The organism is Flavobacterium beibuense F44-8 (assembly GCF_000769915.1).
Taxonomy (GTDB): Bacteria; Bacteroidota; Bacteroidia; order Flavobacteriales; family Flavobacteriaceae; genus Flavobacterium; species Flavobacterium beibuense.
Map to the genome: position 1 here is coordinate 133,416 of NZ_JRLV01000006.1, position 19,207 is coordinate 152,622.

Here is a 19,207-nt window from a genome sequence, read left to right on the forward strand (position 1 = left end):
GTATGAAGTATTATAATGAATTTGACGAGGACAGTGTTTTATATAAAAAGACCCGAAGGAAAGTAAGGGATTTAAGGGCCTTTTACATTCATTTAATCTGTTACTTAATAAGTGTTTTTGCAATGCTTATACTGCCTGATCTTACTTTTAAACCATTACTGTACTGGTTTTTGATTATAACAGTCAGTTGGGGTTTTGGAGTGTTTTTAAACGCCATGAAGGTATTTGGGTTCTATCCTTTTTTAGGGAAGAGCTGGGAAAAAAAGAAAATGAAGGAAATAATGAAAAAGGAACAATCCGGTAAAAAAGAGTAGTTATGGACAATTTTTACAACAAATCAGAAGAAGAGAGGCTATTGTACAGAAAAGCCAAAAAGAAAGTAAAGGAACTTCGCGGGTTTTATTATCACCTAACCTGCTACTTAGTAATAATGCCGTTGATAATTTTTATTAACCTTACCTTTTCACCACAGTTTTTATGGTTCTTTTTCTCGCTAATAGTATGGGGACTTGGATTAGGGTTTCACGCTATGGAGGTGTTTGGATACAATCCGTTTTTAGGACGCGGTTGGGAAGAACGCAAAATGAGAGAACTCATGGAAAAGGAAAGACAGGAACGAACCCGATACGAATAGTTATTAAAACACAACTACAGTGCCTGAAAGGGCTTAAAACAGGATAGAATGATACTATCTAAAACCTAAAAGATAAAACTAATATTTAAGCATGGAAAATTCATTTCAGGAAAATCTAAGACTTGAGCGTGCCAGAAAAAGAGTAAAAGCAATAAAAGGATTTTACAGGCACCTTGTAGTATATATGTGTATTAATGCATTTATATTAGTTATGCATTATATTAATATGGATCCGGGTGTGAGTTTTTGGGAATGGCATACTTTCTCAACAGCAATACCATGGGGAATAGGTTTGCTTTTACACGGAGTAAGTGTTTTCGGAAGAAATGTTTTTTTCGGGAGTAACTGGGAAGAACGTAAGATTAACGAAATAATGGAGCAAAATAAAAAGCGTAAAAGCGAAAACCGCTGGGAATAAACAATACAACCAAACATAAATAAACGCCAACCAATGAATGTTTTAATTATAGAAGACGAAAAGCCTGCAGCAAGACTCCTGCAACGCAAACTGCTAAAACTAAACCTTGAGGCTAATACCATGTTACACTCGGTAGAAGAGGCTGTAGAATGGTTTATGAACAATGAGCATCCTGATTTGATATTTTTGGATATTCAGCTTTCTGACGGACTTTCGTTTGAGATATTTGATGCCGTACCGGTTAACAGTGCTATTATATTTACTACGGCTTATGATGAGTATGCCCTGCGTGCTTTTAAACTTAACAGTATTGATTACCTGCTAAAGCCTATTGATGAGGATGATCTTGAAGTTGCTGTAAATAAATACCGCGAACGCATACCTGCTAAAGACAGTTTCTCTTTTGATTTTGACCAGATAAAACGCATGCTGGTAAACCCGCTGGATAAAAGCTATAAGAAACGTTTTACCATTAAAATGGGACAACGCCTTAAAATGATTAATATTGAGGATGTAGAGTGTTTTTATAGTGAAAACAAAGGGACTTACTTACATACTAACGATAACAGGGATTATTTACTGGATGGTACCCTGGAGCTGCTTGAGGGCGAACTGGACCCTGCTAAGTTTTACCGTGTGAGCCGTAAGTTTATCATATCGGTAAATGCGATTAAAGATATTGTAATGTATACTAACTCGCGCTTAAAACTGGTACTTAATACTTATGATGGCGATGAGGTTATTGTGAGTAGGGAGCGTGTTAACGATTTTAGGGAGTGGCTGGGGTAACTGCATAAAAAAAACTGTTCTGCAAACCATTACCTGTTTACAGAACAGCTTCGAAATGTAGTATTTTGCTTAAAAAGAATTGAGTTTACTCAAAAACGGATAATATTTCTTTTTTTGCCTTACCCAGCTTCTTTTCAAGTTTTCCCCACATTTCATCTTCTTTGCCCTCTTCATACATCAAATCGTCATCTGTAAGTTGGGCGTATTTTTGTTTGAGTTTACCTTTAAACTCGCTCCAGTTTCCGTGGATTTCTTCTTTGTTTGGCATAGCTTTTTAATTTTATGTTGATTTTTCTTTACATAAAGGTACCAACATATAATGAGTAATGCCAGAGGTTTAGTACAACTTTAACCCCACCTTAAAACTATGTGAAAATTTATCCGGGCTGTAGCTCCTTACTTCGTGTAGTTTCCAGCCAAATGTAATACTGTATACCAAACAGTAAAGAGGCTGTTACAAGGTGTATGGTTTGTGACCCAAACGGGAAGTCAAGGTAATACATAGCAATACCCGAAGCTATTTCAACCAAAAGTAATGCAATTACCCAGTTTACTTTGCTGTACCCAAGTCCAAGTTTTTTGTTGCGTAAGTATAGCCATAGGTTTATACCAAATACTACAAATGAGAACGTACGGTGAACGTAAAAGGAAACTTCAGGACTGTTAAGTATCAGGTTCATATTGTCGTACCCCAGTGATTTTACCTGCTCATCTACAAACTGGCGCACCTGTGTACCCAGTACTACCTGTATTAAAGTTAGCAGTATGGCAACAACAAGCAGGTTTTTAAACAGTTTGTCATGTTTAAAATCGGCTGTGGTTTCTTTAGCCTTGTGTATAATGTACAGGATAATGCCTACAATAACTAAAGCCATAACCATGTGTACTGTAATTTTTATAGGGTTAAGTACAGAGTATACTACCGTAGCCCCAAGCCATGCCTGAAAGCCCATACAGAAAACAGTTATCCACGATAGGGTAATAATGATTTTTTTACGTGTGGTAAACGACAGTAACGCCATTATAAACACGGCAACTCCGGCAAGTGCACCAACCAGTCGGTTACCATATTCTACCCAGGTATGTACAGGGTTAAACTCGGCATAATCGTGTTTGGTATAGGCTTCCCAGTTACCTTCATTGTAGCTATCGTTAGTTGTAAAGGTTTCTTTGGCAACCCAAAGTTTTTCATCTTTAATAATAACCTGTCCTTTTTTAAACTCATGTTCAGGACTCCAGGTAAGTTCGGTAACATCGGTAGGGGGTATGTAGTAGCCAAAGCATTTAGGCCAGTCAGGGCATCCCATACCCGAACCCGTCATACGTACTAAAGCTCCTGCCACAATTACAAGATAAACCAGTATTAAGGCTATTCTTGCCGATTTTATAAAATTTATTTCCATTGTTTAAATACTAAATCACGTTTGTGCTGCAAATTTACATTTGGTTGCCCTGTGCTGTATATGATTTATGTCATACTTTACCATATAACCGTACAGGTATATAAACAAAACCTGCGGGGGGAAGCCCCTGCAGGTTCAGAATTATTATTTAGTAATAAGTCCCATTTTTTTTGCTTTGGTCATCATAAAATCATGAGCTGCCTGATACTCGTTGGGAATTTCCCCTTCCAGTATGGCTTCTTTAATAGCTTCTTTAAGTACACCAATTTCGCGAGATGGTTTCAGGTTGAATATCTCCATGATTTCCTCACCCGATATTGGAGGCTGGAAATTACGAACATGATCTCTTTCCTCAACCTCTACAATTTTTTGGCGTACAATTTTAAAGTTGTTATGGTACTTTTTAAATTTTTGCTGATTCTTAGTCGTAATATCTGCTGAACACAGTGTCATTAAATCATCCACATCTTCCCCTGCATCAAATATCAGTCTTCGTACGGCCGAATCAGTTACTATATCCTGAGCCAGTACAATGGGGCGTGAGCTAAGCATAACCATTTTTGCCACATATTTCATTTTGTGGTTAAGTGGCATGTGTAGCCTTTCAAACAGTTTTTTTACCATTTTACCTCCCAAAAACTCATGTCCGTGGAATGTCCACCCGTGTTTTTTGCTGAATTTTTTGGTAGGTGCTTTTCCTATATCATGAAGTAGTGCAGCCCATCGCAGCCATACATCTTCGGTGTTTGGCACAATGTTGTCTACCACCTCCAGTGTGTGGTAAAAATTATCCTTATGGGTTTGTCCTTCCACTTCCTCCACACCTTTAAGTGCGGTAAGTTCGGGGATTATTATATCCAGCAGTCCTGTTTTTTCCATCAGTATAAAACCAATGGATGGTGTTTCAGACAGGAGTATTTTATTCAGTTCGTCTACAATACGCTCGCCCGATATAATTTTAATACGCTCCTTGTTTTTAGTAATTGCCTTTAGCGACTCTTCCTCAATAGTAAAGTTAAGCTGAGTAGCAAAACGGATGGCGCGCATCATTCTAAGCGGATCGTCTGAATAGGTAATATCAGGGTTTAATGGTGTACGGATAATGCCTTTTTGCAAATCACTTACCCCGTTAAACGGATCTACCAGTTCGCCGTAGTTATTCTTATTAAGCGAAAGTGCCAGTGCATTGATGGTGAAATCCCTACGGTTTTGGTCGTCTTCCAGCGTGCCGCTTTCCACAAACGGGTTACGGCTTTCACTGCGGTAAGATTCTTTTCGGGCACCTACAAACTCAATGTCTATAAACTCGCCTTTGCTCTCTTCATAGCGCAGCATGGCGGTACCATAGTTTTTAAATACCTGTACTTTTGGTTTGTTTGGCAACAATGCAGAAACCTGTTGTGCCAGTTCTATACCGCTGCCCACAGCAACGATATCTATATCTTTCTTAAAGTTTCGTTTTAAAAGAAAATCCCTTACATAACCGCCTATCACGTAGCTTTCTAAATTAAGCTGTGCTGCGGCCTGAGAAATGATTTCAAATATCCTGTTATCCAGAGCTTCTTTATATGAAGTTTTGTTTTCCATTTAAGGTCGTATCACTTTTACCTGTAAATCATTGCCAAGCTTAATGATTGTTGAAGGCTTGGCGGCAACTTTATCGTGGTGCAAATTTACGATATAGTCTACTCCGTCCAAAATATGATGGTCTATTTCTTTAAAAGAATTAGGTGTAGGCATTCCGCTTATGTTAGCCGAAGTGGATACCAATGGTTTTTTCATCCTCTCCATAAGCTTGTAGCAAAAGGGTTCTTTTACCAGTCGCATGCCTAAAGTATTATCAGGCGCTACAATGTTTTTTGCCACATTGCGTGGGTTATCAAGTATTAGGGTAGTGGGTTTATCTGTCACATCCAGTATTTGCCAGGCTACCTCGGGTACTTCATTAAAAACATTGTAAAGCATGCGGTCGCCGTTCATTAAAACAATCATGCTTTTGGTTTCCTCGCGCTGTTTAAGGGCATATATTTTTTTAATAGCCTCTTCGTTTGTAGCATCACAGCCTATTCCCCATACCGTATCAGTAGGGTAAAGTATTATGCCTCCGTTTTTAATTACCTCATAGGCATTGTGTACCTCTTCATTTACATTTTCTGTGCTCATGGCTAACTTGTATAACTGTTTAGTGTATCTATAATGTGTTGTATCTCTTCATCTGTAAGTACCGGGCTTATAGGTAGGCTCAGTACTTCATTGTGTATTTGTTCTGTAATTGGGAACGACAGGTGATTGTATTCCCTGTAAGCTTCCTGTTTGTATGATGGTGTAGGGTAATGTATAAGCGTTTGTATACCATTGTCCTGAAGGTGTTGCTGCAGCCTGTCTCTATTTTTTGTCCTTACAACAAACAGGTGCCATACATGCCTGCTTTTTATGGTAACATTCCCAGTTTCGGGCAGTATGATTTCGAGGTTATTAACCGAATCAATATAGCGCTGGGCAATTTCCCTGCGTACCTGGTTTTCGGTATCAAGGTACTTTAGCTTAACCGAAAGCACGGCAGCCTGTATTTCATCCAGCCTTGAATTAAGCCCCTGGTATTGGTTTACATATTTTTGCTGCGAACCGTAATTGGCTAGTGTACGCACAGCCTGTGCCAGTTCAGTGTCGTTTGTGGTAACTGCACCGGCATCGCCTAATGCTCCAAGGTTTTTACCGGGATAGAAACTAAAGCCTGCGGCATCGCCAAGGTTTCCGGTTTTTACTCCGTTGAGGTCGGCTCCTATAGCCTGGGCATTATCTTCTACTATTTTAAGGTGGTATTTTGTTGCTAATTTTATTAGCAAGTCACTAAAAGCCGTTTGTCCGTATAGGTGCACGGTCATTATGGCTTTGGTCTTTTCGGTTATCTTTTCTTCTATTAATGAGAAATCAATGTTATAGGTATTTATGTCTGGCTCTACAAAAACAGGAACCAGTCCGTTATCGGTAATACTGAGTATTGATGCTATATAGGTGTTAGCCGGTACTATAACCTCGTCACCCGGTTTCATTATGCCTAGTTCAATATAGGCTTTGAATATAAGACGTAGTGCATCCAGCCCGTTTGCCACGCCAATAGCATGATTACAGCCTATGTATTCACACAGTTGTTTCTCAAAAGCTTTTACCTCTTCGCCAAGCAAATACCATCCGCTTCTAAAGGTTTTTAGAAGTCGTTCCTCTATTTCCTGCTGGTGTTGCAGGTTGATTTTTTGTATGTCGAGGAATTTTATCATTGATTCAATTTTATATAAAAATACTATTAATCCTTAATATTGAGTAGTGTTTTAACCCAGTTTTCCTGACTGTACTTTTTATAGATGTGTTCCGGAAGCTCCTCATAAGGTGTATTTAAAAAATCTGCGGGGATTGATTTTGTCTCCGGAGTCCAGATAAAAATATTGTTTGGGTTGTAAAAATCATAATCCTTTATATCGGGATTAGTGGTAATCAGTTTTTTGCCAAGCCCCATTGCTTCATACACCCTAAAGGATAGCCCGCGTTGTATATCCTTATGTATATCCAGTATTATGCGCGATTTTCTCATAAGCTCTTTTGTTTCATTAAAAGAGATATGCTTGTCTATAAACTCAACCGATTTTGGTGCATCTGTAACATCGGGTAATGTTTCGGCATACTGTTTTATTACCACTTTTTGGTTTTGGGCTTCCAGTGCTGTAGCTATGATAGCAATAAGCGGATACCTTGAATCGTATGATGCCAGGAAGAACAGGTCATAATCATAATCAGTTACCCTTTTTTCATGGAAGTAAAAGTTAGTGATAAGGTTAATATTATAATCTTTAGCGTCTTTTGGTTCAAAAGTAAACGCCTCATCAAAATACTGTATGGTATGGGCTGCGGGGATATGATCAAACGAATCCCAGTAGTAAGCCACACTATGGTTGGCTTTTTGAGTCAGTTTTTTAATATGCTGAGGTAACACCAGTTCGGCAGAAATCATAACCAGATAATCATAATGATCCTCCAGTCCGTATAAGTTCTGTTCGCTGGCCTTAATTTTTTTAAGGTTTTTGTTCAGGAATATTTTGAACAGGAAATTCTGAACCTTTTCCCAAGTGTTTTTGTACTTATAGTTTTTATATAAAACGGTGGTTACCTCACAACCCGAATATTTTTTGAATCCTTCTTCAAAAACTTTGTAAAGGTCGTAGCGTCCGTTACTTAAAAATAATAGTTTCTTTTCCATTTATATAGTGTCACCTTTATCAAAAAATACAGTGTTGACCCAATTGTCTATAGTGTATTTATAGTATATGTTTTCGCTTAACGGTTCATAAGGCGTTTCAAAAAAGGAAGCCTCAATTACAGGATTATCGGCATCTACAATCAAAATGTTATTCGGATTGTAAAAATCATAATCCTTAATGGTCTTGTTTGTTGTTATCAGTTTCTTTTGGTAGCAAAGGGAATCAAATACCCTAAAGCTGAGACCGGTTTGATTAACCCTTACTATATCTACAAAAACCCGTGCATCGTTCATGTACTGGTCAAGCTTGTCCAGTTTTATAATATCCCTTTGATGTTTTATGTTCGGGTTCAGCCCTGCAGGTTTATGTTTGCCCACCAGCATAAAATTGTACTTAACGTTTATGCTGTCTAAGCTGTTTGCTATACTATTAAGGGCTTGTAATCGTTCATCTATTGACAGTATCATAAATGCTCCGTAAGTAGCTTCGTTTGGCTGCTGTAACGGCTTTTTATCCATATAGATGTAGTTGCTTATTGGCGAAAAACCATATTGGGCAACATCATCACTGTCAAAAGAGAATATTCTGTCAAAAATATTATCCAGTAAATGGTCTATTGGGTAGCGTTTAGAGCTGTCATACAGGTACGCTATATATTCTTTTGTATATGTTTTTATATGCCTGTGTATGGTAACAGGTATAAGCTCTGGGTTTATAACCAGTATCTTGTCCTGTGGCCCCAGTTTTTTTAGTTCGTCTAAAATATATTGGTGCTGCTTTATCTTTTTAATATTCCTTTTAAGGAGTGTTTTGCTAAGGCTATTGGTTATCCTGTGAAAAGGGGTAGGGTATTTGTATTTAAATTTCCCTGTATTAATATGGTGTGCCTCTATGTTTTTGTCTTTAAGGGCTTTTATTATATGTTGGTCGTATTCCCAGTGGTCAAAGCTGATAAGGCATATTTTCATTTGAATAGATTTTAAGAGAAAGGCTTATAACTCATAAATTATTGCAAAAATATTATTTTTAATGACGGAATTGTTTAAAAAATAATAATTTGAAACAAATTATGATTCCATTATTATTTTGGTATTTTTGCCCACTTTAACATTTGTAGGCAAGTTAAAAGTACGTTATTATGAAGAAGATTCACGTTGGGTTCCTTTTGTCCTATGACTATGAGAAGCTTAAACTGGCTATTCCACCTGTATACAAGGGGGCAGACAGAATTTTTATAGCAATGGACGAGGAATTAAGAACCTGGTCTGGTAATACTTTTGAGGTGGATCCTTCATTTTTTGAATGGGTTAAGGAGTTTGATGTCGATAATAAAATAGAGTATTACAGCGATAACTTTTATGTCCCTGAACTTAATGCTATACAAAACGATACCCGTGAAAGGCACATGCTAGGCCTTAAAATGGGTATAGGCAACTGGTTAATACAGGTAGATAGTGATGAGTATTTTATAGACTTTGAGCGTTTTGTAAAACACCTTAGGAAGTACGACTGCTACCTTAAAAACCCTGAAAAGAATCCTATACAGTTTGCCGGTTTCCATATCAATGTATACAAATACCTTGACGATGGATTGCTGTATGTAAATAAGCCTACAAAACTGCTTTTAGCGACTAATTATCCTAATTATAAGAATGCCAAAAACACCAAAGAAAGGATAGTTTACCATGATACTTTTATCCTGCATGAAGGCCTTGCCAGAACCGAAGAGGAACTGGAGCTTAAACTGGCTAACTGGGGACATATGCATGAGGTAAACATGACTTTTTTGGATAAATGGAAAATGGCTAATAAAGATAATTACCATACCATTAAGGATGTTTTTTATCTTGAACCGGGAATATGGAAAGAGCTGGGATACCTGCCTTCCAAATCCCTAACAGACCTTAAAAAGCTGGTAGCGAAAGACCCTAACCTGCAAATCCCGAAAATGAAACTCTTTTTCAGGAATTTCGGGCAATGGTTTAAACATTCTAAAATTAAAAAACCGGGCTATAAGCCTTATTACGAAAAGTATTTTAACAGCTAATGGAAAAGTTCTCAGCCGCATTACTGATTTCTACTTACAACTGGCCACAGGCACTGGAGGTAGTTTTTAAAAGTATTAAGGAACAAACGGTATTACCCGATGAGATTCTGATTGCTGATGACGGTTCTAAAGACGAAACCAAAAAACTGATAGATACTTTTGCTTCCCAGATAAAGGTGCCTGTAAAGCACTTTTGGCAGGAAGATGACGGTTTCAGAAAATCAAAAATACTTAACAAAGCTGTTGCAGGAAGCACGTCTGACTATATTATACAGGTGGACGGTGACTGTATTATGCACCGCAATTTTGTGGAAGATCATACAAAAGCTGCCCGAAAGGGGATGTACCTGTATGGTGCCAGAGTAAATGTACTGGAAAGCGGAGTAGCACAGGTGCTTGAGGATAAGGTTACTTCATTTGGGTTTTCTTCAAAACTGATAAAAAACAAAACACGTAGCCTGCACATTCCTTTTTTGGCAGGTATGTATAAACCTCACAAGGAGTATTCAGATAAATTCAGGGGATGTAATGTGTCTTACTGGAAAAGTGATTTTATAGCGGTAAACGGCTATAATGAAGCTTTTGAAGGTTGGGGTAGGGAAGACTCTGATTTGGTTATCCGTATGGGTAATAACGGGGTTATAGCAAAGCGACTGCGCTATGCAGGTATTGTTTTCCATATACACCACAAAATAAACTCAAGAGATAACTTTGAAACTAACGACAGGATACAACAGGAAACTATTGCTAATAAAATAGTGCGTTGTGAGCAGGGTGTAAGTCAGTACCTGTAATTGTTAGTTTATTTTTCTGTACTTCATCCAAAGCTGAATGTAGCGTTTAAATACCGAGAAGGAGTGGATGTAGGCAAGTATAAATCCTTCTTTACCATCTAGTATACCCAGCCTGTAAAAGTACTGCCAGCAAAAACGGTAAAACGGCCTGAATAAAAAGTGATAGGCATTTGGCCTTACTTTTCTTCCATACAGGTTTTCTGCCTGCAGTTTACTGTAAAGATTTAGTTTGTTGTTGTAGTTATCAAAACTTCTGTAGCTGTAATGATCTACCTTTTCCCTTAAGGTACATACTCTTCCTTTTGCTGAAATTACTTCGTGTACAAGTCCGGTATATTTGCAGTGTTTTTTATTAAAAACACGAACGGCCTTATCGGTTCTCCATCCGCCATAACGAATGTGCTTGCCCATAAAGTGGAACTTACGTTTAACGAAATAGGCTACAATACCGTCTTTGTTTTCTACGGCCTGTTTTATTTCGGTTTCAAGGGCGGGAGTAACAATTTCGTCGAGGTCAAAAAATAATATCCAATCATTAGAAGCCTGTTCAATGGCAAAATTTCTTTGGCTGGAAAAATCAGTAAATTCGTTTTTTATGAACTTCACATTAAGTTCATTTGCCAGTTTTTCGGTAGCATCGGTGCTGTATGAGTCTACGATAATAATTTCATCTGCAAAAGACAGGCTTTTCACATACCTGTTTATATTCTCTTCTTCATTGTAAGTAATGGCGAGGGCAGTTATTTTCGTACTCAAATTATTTTCTGGCATAAATGTTATATAATTGGCAAATGTAATAATTTTACACTTACTAAAATTTTAAAAAAATGACACAATTACCCGTTTTAATGTATCATAACGTGTGTGCTTTTAACGAAATGAGCAAAGGGCTAACAATTTCGCAACAAAAACTAGAGGAGCAATTTCAATATCTGGCATGCAATTATACTACTTTTCATTTATCTGAACTCGAAAAAAATGAAAATATTAAGGGTAAAGGTGTGGTAATAACTTTTGATGATGTTACGGTGAATCAGTTAGAGTTTGCCGTACCATTATTAGAGAAATATAAGCTTAAGGCTACCTTTTTTATTCCGTTTAATTATGTGGGTAAATCTGACCTGTGGAATAAGGGAACCGAACCTATTATGGACATACAGCAATTAAAATCATTAAACAGTGATTTGATTGAACTGGGGTATCATTCTTTTATGCATGGTCGTTATGACCAAATGAGCGATGAGGAGATTAATAAGGATTTTGACCAATGCCGCATTTTTATTGACGAAAACAATCTTAATGTTTACCCTGCTGTGGCTTATCCGTATGGTAATTATCCAAAAAAGGAACCTGCAAAAACACATTTTAAGCAACTGCTTAATAAAAACGGAATGAAAATGGGGCTCAAAATAGGTAACAGGATTAATAAATATCCGTTAAGGGAAAACTACGAAATACAGCGTATTGATGTAAAGGGTGAAGACAGCCTTTTTAAATTTAAACTAAAACTAAAGTTTGGTAAGCTAAAATTATTTTAAACCCTTTTGCAGTAGTAATAGCTTTGCATAGCGTGATAGTACTCCGTAGGCATTAATACTGGCAAGGGCAAGCCCCGGTACACCGTCTAAAAAGCCTCCTTTAATAATGTAGGTATGGAAAAAGCGGTACATAGGCTTAAAGACAAGGTGAAAATAAGTCACTTTTTTTCCTTTTTTTAGGCTCATGCCTGCCTGAAACCATGCGTAAGAATCTTTTTTTTGTAACCAGTGGAAAAAGCCTTTGTAGGTATAATGAACCATAAAGTTTTTAAGTTCACCTGTACTGCCGTTTACGTTTAGCTTTTCGTGCACATCTCCTGTAAACTTAACGTCATTGTTTTTTACCAGCCTGGTAACACGGTCTATTTTGTGGTATAAAAAGCGGTTCATATAAAAATGCAGGAACTTAATTTTATAACCCTGATGTTTTGGGTTGGCTATAGTATCCTGTATTTCAAACCACAGCTTTTGGGTAACGCGCTCATCGGCATCCATAAACAGTATCCAGTCTCCGGTAGCGTGGGGAAGGGCAAAGTTTTTTTGTGCCGAAAAATTATCAAACTTCCTTTCTATAACCCTGCATCCCAGTGCCAGTGCTTTTTCTTTGGTGCTGTCGGTACTGTAAGAGTCTATTACAATAATCTCATAAGTTCCTTTAACTGATTTTACAGCATCCTCTATATAGGCTTCTTCATTGTAGGTCGGGATAATTACAGAAAGTTTATTCATAAGCTGTAGCGCGGGTTAGAATTACACAAAACTAAAAAAAATTGAATTATCTTTGCGGCATGATGCAAAAGAATATTTCTGTAATAATTAGTACATACAATTCGGTAGAATGGCTGAAAAAAGTGCTATGGGGTTATAACACTCAAACTTATAAAGAGTTTGAAATGGTTATTGCAGATGATGGCTCACGTGAAGATACAAAGCAAATGATTGATGCAATGAGGGAAGAGGTTTCTTACCCCATTATTCACGTTTGGCATGAAGATAACGGATTCCAAAAATCACAAATTTTAAATAAGGCACTACTTGCCTGTACTACAGATTATGTGTTAATGAGTGATGGTGACTGTATACCACGGCCTGATTTTGTGGAGCAGCACATTAAGTATAGGGAAGAGGGGTATTTCCTTTCGGGAGGATACCATAAGCTGCCTATGGAGCTTTCAAAATCACTTTCTAAAGAAGATATATATTCGGGAAGATGCTTTGATGTAGACTGGCTTAAAAAGAACGGTATGGCTACCTCATTTAAAAACAATAAGGTAGATGCTATGGGTATAAAGAGTGCTATACTTAATATGGTAACTACAACCAAGCCAAGCTGGAACGGTCACAACTCTTCGGGTTGGATAAAAGACATCAAGGCTATAAACGGTTTTGATGAAAGAATGCAGTATGGCGGACAGGACAGGGAACTGGGTGAAAGGCTGGTTAACCTTGGTATTATACCAAAGCAGATACGCTACAGTACTATTTGCCTGCACTTAGATCACCCAAGAGGTTATGCAACACCCGAATCGATAAACAAAAACAGGTCGATAAGGAAAGTAACCCGAACCGAGAAAAGAAAATGGACAGACTACGGCATCGTTAAATAACGGTGCTTTTTTTTGATCTATAGGTTACTTTTAAGGAAAGTATCCAGTTCCGGTAAAATCATTTCCGGGGTAAGCTGTTTGTAAAGTTCGTGTGGGTCTTTCTCTATTTTCTTGCGCTCATCATAAGTAAAACTGTCAAACAGGTTAGGCTTCATTTCCAGCAGGTGTACGCTTTTATGGAACTTACCATCCTCAAAACTTGCCCAGTGTGCCTTGTTAACATAAGGCGAAAAGATAGTGAAAGTAGGTTTGCCTAAAGCCTTGGCGATGTGTACCGTTCCGCCTTCGTTTGCAACAAGGGCATCGGCCTGGTACATTACTTTGATAAAATCGCGTATGGTTTTAGGGTATATATCCAGTATGATGTTCTCTTTGTGTTTGCACATCTCATAAATTTTCATGGCCTCGTCCTTTTGGTGCGGCGCATAATTGAAAAAGATGTACACGTTATAGTTTTCGGCAATAAAGTCACACATTTCGGCAACATACTCATAAGGCATTGATTTTTGTGGCGTACTTCCCAGTACACCCATAACAATAACCTTTTTGTCGCTGTACTTGCTTAGCCAGTCTTCCTTTTTTTCTTCTTCCGAAAGGAATATGTGCGGCTCATAATCTACCGTTTCAAAATTATCGGCTATTCTTAACAGGTGTATACGGTCTTCAATGGCTTTTCCGCAAATGTGACTACCTTCTTTCAGCGGACGGGTAGGGTGGGTATAGTACCCCCAGTTGCCCAGCTTTTTACGGCTTTTATTACCAATGGTCATTTTAGCACCCGAGAATTTACAGATAATCCTGCTTTGGGTTTTGGAGTAGGAGTCAAAAATAATATCATATTTTTCGGCTCTTACCTGTTGTATGGTTTCAATAAGTACAGGGAGTCTTTTCAGTTCCTTCTCATTAAGCGAAATAAAGCGGTCAATATTAGGGTTGTTCATTACCACACCCTCGGTGAAATCGTATGCCATAAGGTGGATTTCACTGTCGGGGTATTTTGCTTTAAAGTTATTGGCAATTACCGATGCGATTAAAACGTCGCCTATTCGCTTATTTTGGATAATAAGTACTTTCTTCATACAACTAAATCTATTGCAAAGTAATACTTTTTTTCTACTTTTAAGGCAAAATTATCCTATGCCTTTAAACATCTATACCCATCCCGACTATGCTTCCCAAAAAGACTTAATACTCAGTTTGGTGCAGGGATTTCACAACGAGGGGCAACTGCTGGTTAAAGGCTCCCGAAACATTATAAAGATAAACACACTAGGCAACGAAAAAGTCAATATCAAGTACTTTAAACGACCTAATGCAATGAATTCGGTAGTGTATTCGTGGTTAAGACCCTCTAAGGCGAGACGATCGTTTGAGTATGCGCAGTACCTTTTGGAGCATGATATACTCACGCCTTTTCCCATTGCTTATGTGGAAGAACGTACGGCAACAGGGTTAAAGGAGAGCTTTTACATCTGTAGGCATATAGATTATGATTTTACCTTTAGGGAGCTGATACACGACCCTATGTTTGAAAACCGTAAGGTTATATTGGAGCAGTTTACCGAGTTTACCTTTAAGATGCATGAAAACAGGGTTAACTTTTTAGACCATTCACCGGGAAATACACTTATAGTGAATAAAGGTAACGGGCAATATGATTTTTACCTGATTGATCTTAACAGGATGAAGTTTGAGGATATGGATACCGAGGCCCGTATGGATAACTTTAAAAAGTTATGGCCGTCACGAGCTATGGTTAAGATTATGGCCGATAAGTATGCCGAATTAAGCAAGCAGCCTGCCGAAAAGCTTTATGCCATATTAATGGAAAAAACGGTGGCATTTAAAAAGAAGATTACCAAAAAGAAATACCTGAAGCGTAAGCTGAAAGGCAAAAAGAAATAAAAAAAGGGATTGTGAAAACAATCCCTTTTTTGTTATATAAACAGTATGATTATACTGCTACATCATACTCCCTAAGTGCATTGTTAAGGGACGTTTTAAGATCGGTAGATTCTTTACGTTTACCAATAATAAGCGCACACGGAACCTGATATTCTCCGGCTGCAAATTTCTTGGTATAACTACCCGGTATCACTACACTGCGTGCAGGTACAATACCTTTCATCTCTACCGGAGTATCTCCGGTAACGTCTATAATTTTAGTAGATGCAGTAAGGCAAACATTAGCACCAAGTACGGCTTCTTTCTCTACTCTTACGCCTTCTACAACTATACATCTTGAACCTATAAAGGCACCATCTTCAATAATAACCGGAGCGGCTTGTAACGGCTCTAATACACCACCAATACCTACACCACCGCTTAGGTGAACATTTTTACCAATTTGAGCACAACTACCTACAGTTGCCCAGGTATCTACCATTGTACCTTCATCTACATAGGCACCAATGTTTACATAACTTGGCATAAGAATAACACCCGATGAGATGTAAGCACCATGACGTGCCACAGCATTTGGTACCACACGAACACCTTTTTCGGCATAATTGCGTTTTAAAGGCATTTTATCGTGGTATTCAAAAATACCTGCTTCAAGGGTTTCCATTTTCTGGATAGGGAAATACATAACCACTGCTTTCTTAACCCATTCGTTTACCTGCCATCCGCCTTCAATTGGTTCGGCAACACGAAGTTTACCTAAGTCAAGCTGCTCAATAACCTCACGAATCGCATTTGTTGTTGTCTCCTCCTGTAACAGGGCTCTGTTTTCCCAGGCCTGTTCTATAATGGTTTGTAAATTGCTCATTGTAAAAATTTATTTTGCGCAAAGATAAGCATAGGTGTTACAAAACTGAAAACGAATAAGCAAATATCACAAACTAACACCATTCTATTAAATTATTCCTTATTTGGTATCTTTACGGGAATAACGAAATTAAAGTATGAAAGATAATTTTTCCACTCAGGCGGGTTTGTATGCCCAGTTTCGTCCTTCTTATCCTAAAGAGATGATTGATTATGTAGTGTCGCAGGTTGCAGATAAAGAAATGGCACTTGATGTTGCCACCGGAAACGGACAGGTAGCCGGGGCATTGTCAAAGCATTTTAAAAAAGTCTTTGCTACTGATATTAGCCAAAAACAGCTGGATAATGCGGTTAAAAAAGAGAATATAGTTTACAGGGTGAGTGCTGCTGAAAATACAGATTTTGATGAAGATACTTTTGATTTGATAACTGTAGCTCAGGCAATTCACTGGTTTGATTTTGACGTGTTTTATAAAGAGATATATCGTATTCTAAAACCGAATGGGGTATTTGCTGTATTGGGTTACGGACTACTTTACACCAATGCCGGTGCCGACAGGATACTACATGATTTTTATACTAATATAGTAGGTCCTTATTGGGATCCTGAACGTAAATATCTGGATGAAAACTATACTACAATACCGTTTCCTTTTGAGGAGCAGGAAGTCCCTAAGTTTGTAAATGAATTTACATGGGAGTTTGAACAACTTATAGGGTACCTGGAAACATGGTCGGCAGTGCAGCATTATATAAAACAGCACAATTCCAATCCTGTCGACCTGATTAGGGAATCACTGCGAGAAGCCTGGCAAAAAGGGGATAAAAAAGTTTATTTTCCATTACTTTTGCGTATTGGTAAATTGGTTTAGCTTTTTGTGTAACCTGTAACCTGAAACTTTTAATTAAGAACAAAATGAGAGTACTGGCAATAGATTACGGACAAAAAAGAACAGGTATAGCAGTAACCGATGATATGCAGATAATAGCATCGGGTCTTACCACTGTAGATACTCCTAAATTACTAGACTTTTTAGCCGATTATTTCGCTAAAGAAAATGTAGGAAAAGTACTTATTGGGGAGCCAAAACAAATGAATAACGAACCATCACAAAGCGCACCTTTAATTAACGCTTTTGTGGAGAAATTTAAACTGCAATTTCCTGATATGGAATTAGAAAGGGTAGATGAACGTTTTACAAGTAAGATGGCCTTTCAAACCATGATAGACAGTGGGCTTAAAAAGAAACAAAGACAGAATAAAGCTTTAATTGATGAAATTTCTGCAACAATTTTGCTTCAGGATTATTTATCAAGAAAAAAAATATAACTTTTTGTTGACATTTCGTAAAAATTAACTTTAACATAAGTATAGGGACGGTTTATGATAGTTTTTTGATAGTTAAAAAGTAACTTTGCACTTTCAAAATTTACACAATGTCCACTACTATACAGTACGAACCAGATGTGGTTCTTATTGGCGCTGGTATTATGAGCGCCACTTTAGGTATGTTCCTGAAGGAGCTTATGCCTGAAGTAAAGATTGATATTTATGAAAGGCTGGATGTGGCAGCTGCCGAAAGTTCTGATGCATGGAATAATGCGGGTACAGGGCACTCTGCTTTTTGTGAACTAAATTATACTCCCGAGCTTCCCAATGGCTCTATAGAAACGGTAAAAGCTGTAAAGATTGCTGAATGGTTTGAAGTTTCAAAACAATTTTGGGCTTACCTTGTAGAGAAAAACCGTATTACTAACCCTGAAGATTTTGTGAGGAGTGTACCGCACATGAGTTTTGTTTGGGGTGAAGAGAATGTGGAGTACCTTAAAAAACGTTTTGAGGCTTTACAGAAATTCCCACTTTTTAAAGGAATGGAATTCTCTACCGAAAGGGAAACCATCAAATCATGGATGCCTCTTGTTATGGAGGGTCGTGATGAGAAACAGCCTATTGCAGCAACCAATATGAAAATTGGTACCGATGTGAACTTTGGCGAACTAACACGCGATATGTTTGCATGGTTAGGCGAGCAGGAAGGGGTAAACCTATACTTCGGTCACGAAGTATCGAGTATGAGACGTTCAGGCCTTGGTAACGGAAAATGGAAACTTAAAATCAAAAACCTTGAAACGGGTAAAAAGTTCAGGCAGTACACGCCGTTCGTGTTTATCGGTGCCGGAGGAGGATCACTTCACCTGTTAGAGAAAGCAGGAATCCCTGAAGGTAACGGTTTTGGAGGTTTCCCTGTAAGCGGCCAATGGCTTAAATGCGTTAACGAAGAAGTTATTAAAAAGCACCAGGCTAAAGTATACGGTAAAGCATCGGTTGGAGCACCGCCTATGTCGGTTCCTCACATCGATACCCGTATGATAAATGGTAAGAGAGAGCTGTTGTTCGGTCCTTATGCAGGTTTCAGTACTAAGTTCCTTAAAAACGGTTCTTATTTTGATTTGCCTACTTCTATCAAGGCAAATAATATTGGACCAATGCTTGCGGCAGGTTACCACAATATGTCGCTTACCAAATATCTTATTGAGCAGGTAACACAATCTAAAGCCGATAGACTTGAAGCACTTAAAGAATATCTTCCGGATGCTAAGATGGAAGACTGGGTTCTTGAAACTGCCGGACAACGTGTTCAGGTTATCAAGAAGGATGAGGAAAAAGGTGGAAAGCTTGAGTTTGGTACAGAGGTTATCAATAGTGCCGACGGATCTCTGGCAGTGCTTTTAGGAGCGTCTCCGGGAGCATCTACAGCAGTATCTATCATGCTGGATCTTATTCAGCGTTGTTTCCCTGAAAAAGTAGCTTCGCCGGAATGGCAGGCTAAATTTAAGGAAATGATACCTTCTTTCGGGCAGCCGCTTAATGAGAACGAGGAGCTTCTTAAAGAAGTTAGAAAGCATTCTGAAAAGATGCTTGGTCTTGTAAGCTTAGAAGATTAATACAAAATA

General features: G+C 38.1%; 23 protein-coding genes. 12 read left to right on the forward strand and 11 right to left on the reverse strand.

The features are described from left to right. The first annotated feature begins 2 nt into the window (after nt 1-2). From Q763_RS06815 to Q763_RS06830, 4 genes are all read left to right on the forward strand, one after another. Complete coding sequence (locus tag Q763_RS06815; RefSeq protein ID WP_035132678.1) at nt 3-314, forward strand: 2TM domain-containing protein; 312 nt, start codon at nt 3-5, stop codon at nt 312-314. 2 nt (nt 315-316) lie between these two features. Continuing rightward, nucleotides 317-634, forward strand: coding sequence for a 2TM domain-containing protein (locus tag Q763_RS06820; protein WP_035132515.1), 318 nt, complete (start codon nt 317-319; stop codon nt 632-634). 91 nt (nt 635-725) lie between these two features. Beyond that, nucleotides 726-1,052, forward strand: a complete 327-nt coding sequence (locus Q763_RS06825) for a 2TM domain-containing protein (protein WP_035132517.1) — start codon at nt 726-728, stop codon at nt 1,050-1,052. A 33-nt stretch (nt 1,053-1,085) separates the two neighbouring features. Further along, nucleotides 1,086-1,841: a LytR/AlgR family response regulator transcription factor gene (locus tag Q763_RS06830; RefSeq protein ID WP_035132519.1), complete on the forward strand. Its 756-nt coding sequence runs from the start codon at nt 1,086-1,088 to the stop codon at nt 1,839-1,841. Between the two features lie 85 nt (nt 1,842-1,926). On the opposite strand, the gene Q763_RS06835 is transcribed toward Q763_RS06830, so the two are convergent. The 7 genes from Q763_RS06835 to Q763_RS06865 form a co-directional block, all read right to left on the reverse strand. Next, nucleotides 1,927-2,109: a CsbD family protein gene (locus Q763_RS06835; RefSeq protein WP_035132521.1), complete on the reverse strand. Its 183-nt coding sequence runs from the start codon at nt 2,107-2,109 to the stop codon at nt 1,927-1,929. Nucleotides 2,110-2,218: 109 nt separating this feature from the next. Continuing rightward, the gene (locus tag Q763_RS06840; RefSeq protein WP_035132523.1) at nt 2,219-3,244 is read right to left on the reverse strand and encodes a COX15/CtaA family protein; all 1,026 of its coding nucleotides are present in this window, start codon (nt 3,242-3,244) and stop codon (nt 2,219-2,221) included. 144 nt (nt 3,245-3,388) lie between these two features. Beyond that, nucleotides 3,389-4,831, reverse strand: a complete 1,443-nt coding sequence (locus tag Q763_RS06845) for a CCA tRNA nucleotidyltransferase (RefSeq protein ID WP_035132524.1) — start codon at nt 4,829-4,831, stop codon at nt 3,389-3,391. Then, nucleotides 4,832-5,407 carry an L-threonylcarbamoyladenylate synthase gene (locus Q763_RS06850; protein WP_035132526.1) on the reverse strand — a complete coding sequence of 192 codons (576 nt, stop codon included), beginning with the start codon at nt 5,405-5,407 and terminating at the stop codon, nt 4,832-4,834. A 2-nt stretch (nt 5,408-5,409) separates the two neighbouring features. Next, the gene (locus Q763_RS06855; RefSeq protein WP_035132528.1) at nt 5,410-6,522 is read right to left on the reverse strand and encodes a DegT/DnrJ/EryC1/StrS family aminotransferase; all 1,113 of its coding nucleotides are present in this window, start codon (nt 6,520-6,522) and stop codon (nt 5,410-5,412) included. A 26-nt stretch (nt 6,523-6,548) separates the two neighbouring features. Beyond that, on the reverse strand, nt 6,549-7,496 hold the full coding sequence (locus Q763_RS06860) for a hypothetical protein (RefSeq protein ID WP_035132530.1): 948 nt from the start codon (nt 7,494-7,496) through the stop codon (nt 6,549-6,551). Continuing rightward, the gene (locus Q763_RS06865) at nt 7,497-8,465 is read right to left on the reverse strand and encodes a CgeB family protein (RefSeq protein ID WP_035132532.1); all 969 of its coding nucleotides are present in this window, start codon (nt 8,463-8,465) and stop codon (nt 7,497-7,499) included. It abuts the gene before it with no gap. 170 nt (nt 8,466-8,635) lie between these two features. Between Q763_RS06865 and Q763_RS06870 the strand changes: the two genes are divergently transcribed. Both Q763_RS06870 and Q763_RS06875 read left to right on the forward strand, forming a co-directional pair. Beyond that, entirely contained in the window at nt 8,636-9,544 is a 909-nt protein-coding gene (locus Q763_RS06870; RefSeq protein ID WP_035132534.1) for a hypothetical protein, read from the forward strand. Further along, the gene (locus Q763_RS06875) at nt 9,544-10,338 is read left to right on the forward strand and encodes a glycosyltransferase family 2 protein (RefSeq protein ID WP_035132536.1); all 795 of its coding nucleotides are present in this window, start codon (nt 9,544-9,546) and stop codon (nt 10,336-10,338) included. The genes Q763_RS06870 and Q763_RS06875 overlap by 1 nt, the downstream gene beginning before the upstream one ends. A gap of 3 nt (nt 10,339-10,341) precedes the next feature. Here the strand turns inward: Q763_RS06875 and Q763_RS06880 are convergent, their stop codons facing one another. Then, complete coding sequence (locus tag Q763_RS06880) at nt 10,342-11,094, reverse strand: glycosyltransferase family 2 protein (RefSeq protein WP_084596027.1); 753 nt, start codon at nt 11,092-11,094, stop codon at nt 10,342-10,344. Nucleotides 11,095-11,165: 71 nt separating this feature from the next. Here Q763_RS06880 and Q763_RS06885 point away from each other — a divergent pair, with 71 nt between their 5' ends. Next, a complete protein-coding gene (locus Q763_RS06885) occupies nt 11,166-11,876 on the forward strand; it encodes a polysaccharide deacetylase family protein (protein WP_035132540.1) in 711 nt (236 codons plus the stop codon). Here the strand turns inward: Q763_RS06885 and Q763_RS06890 are convergent. Further along, nucleotides 11,868-12,605: a glycosyltransferase family 2 protein gene (locus tag Q763_RS06890; protein WP_035132542.1), complete on the reverse strand. Its 738-nt coding sequence runs from the start codon at nt 12,603-12,605 to the stop codon at nt 11,868-11,870. The genes Q763_RS06885 and Q763_RS06890 overlap by 9 nt on opposite strands. A 59-nt stretch (nt 12,606-12,664) precedes the next feature. On the opposite strand from Q763_RS06890, the gene Q763_RS06895 reads away from it, so the two are divergent. Next, nucleotides 12,665-13,483 carry a glycosyltransferase family 2 protein gene (locus Q763_RS06895; RefSeq protein ID WP_035132545.1) on the forward strand — a complete coding sequence of 273 codons (819 nt, stop codon included), beginning with the start codon at nt 12,665-12,667 and terminating at the stop codon, nt 13,481-13,483. Between the two features lie 17 nt (nt 13,484-13,500). On the opposite strand, the gene Q763_RS06900 is transcribed toward Q763_RS06895, so the two are convergent. After that, entirely contained in the window at nt 13,501-14,562 is a 1,062-nt protein-coding gene (locus Q763_RS06900; protein ID WP_035132546.1) for an ADP-heptose--LPS heptosyltransferase, read from the reverse strand. Nucleotides 14,563-14,620: 58 nt separating this feature from the next. On the opposite strand from Q763_RS06900, the gene Q763_RS06905 reads away from it, so the two are divergent. Continuing rightward, entirely contained in the window at nt 14,621-15,388 is a 768-nt protein-coding gene (locus Q763_RS06905) for a lipopolysaccharide kinase InaA family protein (RefSeq protein ID WP_035132548.1), read from the forward strand. Between the two features lie 49 nt (nt 15,389-15,437). On the opposite strand, the gene Q763_RS06910 is transcribed toward Q763_RS06905, so the two are convergent. Beyond that, entirely contained in the window at nt 15,438-16,253 is an 816-nt protein-coding gene (locus Q763_RS06910) for a 2,3,4,5-tetrahydropyridine-2,6-dicarboxylate N-succinyltransferase (RefSeq protein ID WP_035132550.1), read from the reverse strand. A gap of 136 nt (nt 16,254-16,389) precedes the next feature. On the opposite strand from Q763_RS06910, the gene Q763_RS06915 reads away from it, so the two are divergent. From Q763_RS06915 to Q763_RS06925, 3 genes are all read left to right on the forward strand, one after another. Beyond that, nucleotides 16,390-17,124: a class I SAM-dependent methyltransferase gene (locus Q763_RS06915; protein ID WP_035132554.1), complete on the forward strand. Its 735-nt coding sequence runs from the start codon at nt 16,390-16,392 to the stop codon at nt 17,122-17,124. A gap of 44 nt (nt 17,125-17,168) precedes the next feature. After that, complete coding sequence (ruvX, locus tag Q763_RS06920; protein WP_035132555.1) at nt 17,169-17,582, forward strand: Holliday junction resolvase RuvX; 414 nt, start codon at nt 17,169-17,171, stop codon at nt 17,580-17,582. Nucleotides 17,583-17,689: 107 nt separating this feature from the next. Continuing rightward, a complete protein-coding gene (locus Q763_RS06925) occupies nt 17,690-19,198 on the forward strand; it encodes a malate:quinone oxidoreductase (RefSeq protein WP_035132557.1) in 1,509 nt (502 codons plus the stop codon). Nucleotides 19,199-19,207: the final 9 nt, after the last annotated feature.

Bases quoted from the DNA above. Each gene is read 5' to 3' on its own strand.
- Q763_RS06815 (WP_035132678.1), top strand. From the start codon at position 3: ATGAAGTATTATAATGAATTTGACGAGGACAGTGTTTTATATAAAAAG.
- Q763_RS06820 (WP_035132515.1), top strand. From the start codon at position 317: ATGGACAATTTTTACAACAAATCAGAAGAAGAGAGGCTATTGTACAGA.
- Q763_RS06825 (WP_035132517.1), top strand. From the start codon at position 726: ATGGAAAATTCATTTCAGGAAAATCTAAGACTTGAGCGTGCCAGAAAA.
- Q763_RS06830 (WP_035132519.1), top strand. From the start codon at position 1,086: ATGAATGTTTTAATTATAGAAGACGAAAAGCCTGCAGCAAGACTCCTG.
- Q763_RS06835 (WP_035132521.1), bottom strand. From the start codon at position 2,109: ATGCCAAACAAAGAAGAAATCCACGGAAACTGGAGCGAGTTTAAAGGT.
- Q763_RS06840 (WP_035132523.1), bottom strand. From the start codon at position 3,244: ATGGAAATAAATTTTATAAAATCGGCAAGAATAGCCTTAATACTGGTT.
- Q763_RS06845 (WP_035132524.1), bottom strand. From the start codon at position 4,831: ATGGAAAACAAAACTTCATATAAAGAAGCTCTGGATAACAGGATATTT.
- Q763_RS06850 (WP_035132526.1), bottom strand. From the start codon at position 5,407: ATGAGCACAGAAAATGTAAATGAAGAGGTACACAATGCCTATGAGGTA.
- Q763_RS06855 (WP_035132528.1), bottom strand. From the start codon at position 6,522: ATGATAAAATTCCTCGACATACAAAAAATCAACCTGCAACACCAGCAG.
- Q763_RS06860 (WP_035132530.1), bottom strand. From the start codon at position 7,496: ATGGAAAAGAAACTATTATTTTTAAGTAACGGACGCTACGACCTTTAC.
- Q763_RS06865 (WP_035132532.1), bottom strand. From the start codon at position 8,465: ATGAAAATATGCCTTATCAGCTTTGACCACTGGGAATACGACCAACAT.
- Q763_RS06870 (WP_035132534.1), top strand. From the start codon at position 8,636: ATGAAGAAGATTCACGTTGGGTTCCTTTTGTCCTATGACTATGAGAAG.
- Q763_RS06875 (WP_035132536.1), top strand. From the start codon at position 9,544: ATGGAAAAGTTCTCAGCCGCATTACTGATTTCTACTTACAACTGGCCA.
- Q763_RS06885 (WP_035132540.1), top strand. From the start codon at position 11,166: ATGACACAATTACCCGTTTTAATGTATCATAACGTGTGTGCTTTTAAC.
- Q763_RS06890 (WP_035132542.1), bottom strand. From the start codon at position 12,605: ATGAATAAACTTTCTGTAATTATCCCGACCTACAATGAAGAAGCCTAT.
- Q763_RS06895 (WP_035132545.1), top strand. From the start codon at position 12,665: ATGATGCAAAAGAATATTTCTGTAATAATTAGTACATACAATTCGGTA.
- Q763_RS06900 (WP_035132546.1), bottom strand. From the start codon at position 14,562: ATGAAGAAAGTACTTATTATCCAAAATAAGCGAATAGGCGACGTTTTA.
- Q763_RS06905 (WP_035132548.1), top strand. From the start codon at position 14,621: ATGCCTTTAAACATCTATACCCATCCCGACTATGCTTCCCAAAAAGAC.
- Q763_RS06910 (WP_035132550.1), bottom strand. From the start codon at position 16,253: ATGAGCAATTTACAAACCATTATAGAACAGGCCTGGGAAAACAGAGCC.
- Q763_RS06915 (WP_035132554.1), top strand. From the start codon at position 16,390: ATGAAAGATAATTTTTCCACTCAGGCGGGTTTGTATGCCCAGTTTCGT.
- ruvX (WP_035132555.1), top strand. From the start codon at position 17,169: ATGAGAGTACTGGCAATAGATTACGGACAAAAAAGAACAGGTATAGCA.
- Q763_RS06925 (WP_035132557.1), top strand. From the start codon at position 17,690: ATGTCCACTACTATACAGTACGAACCAGATGTGGTTCTTATTGGCGCT.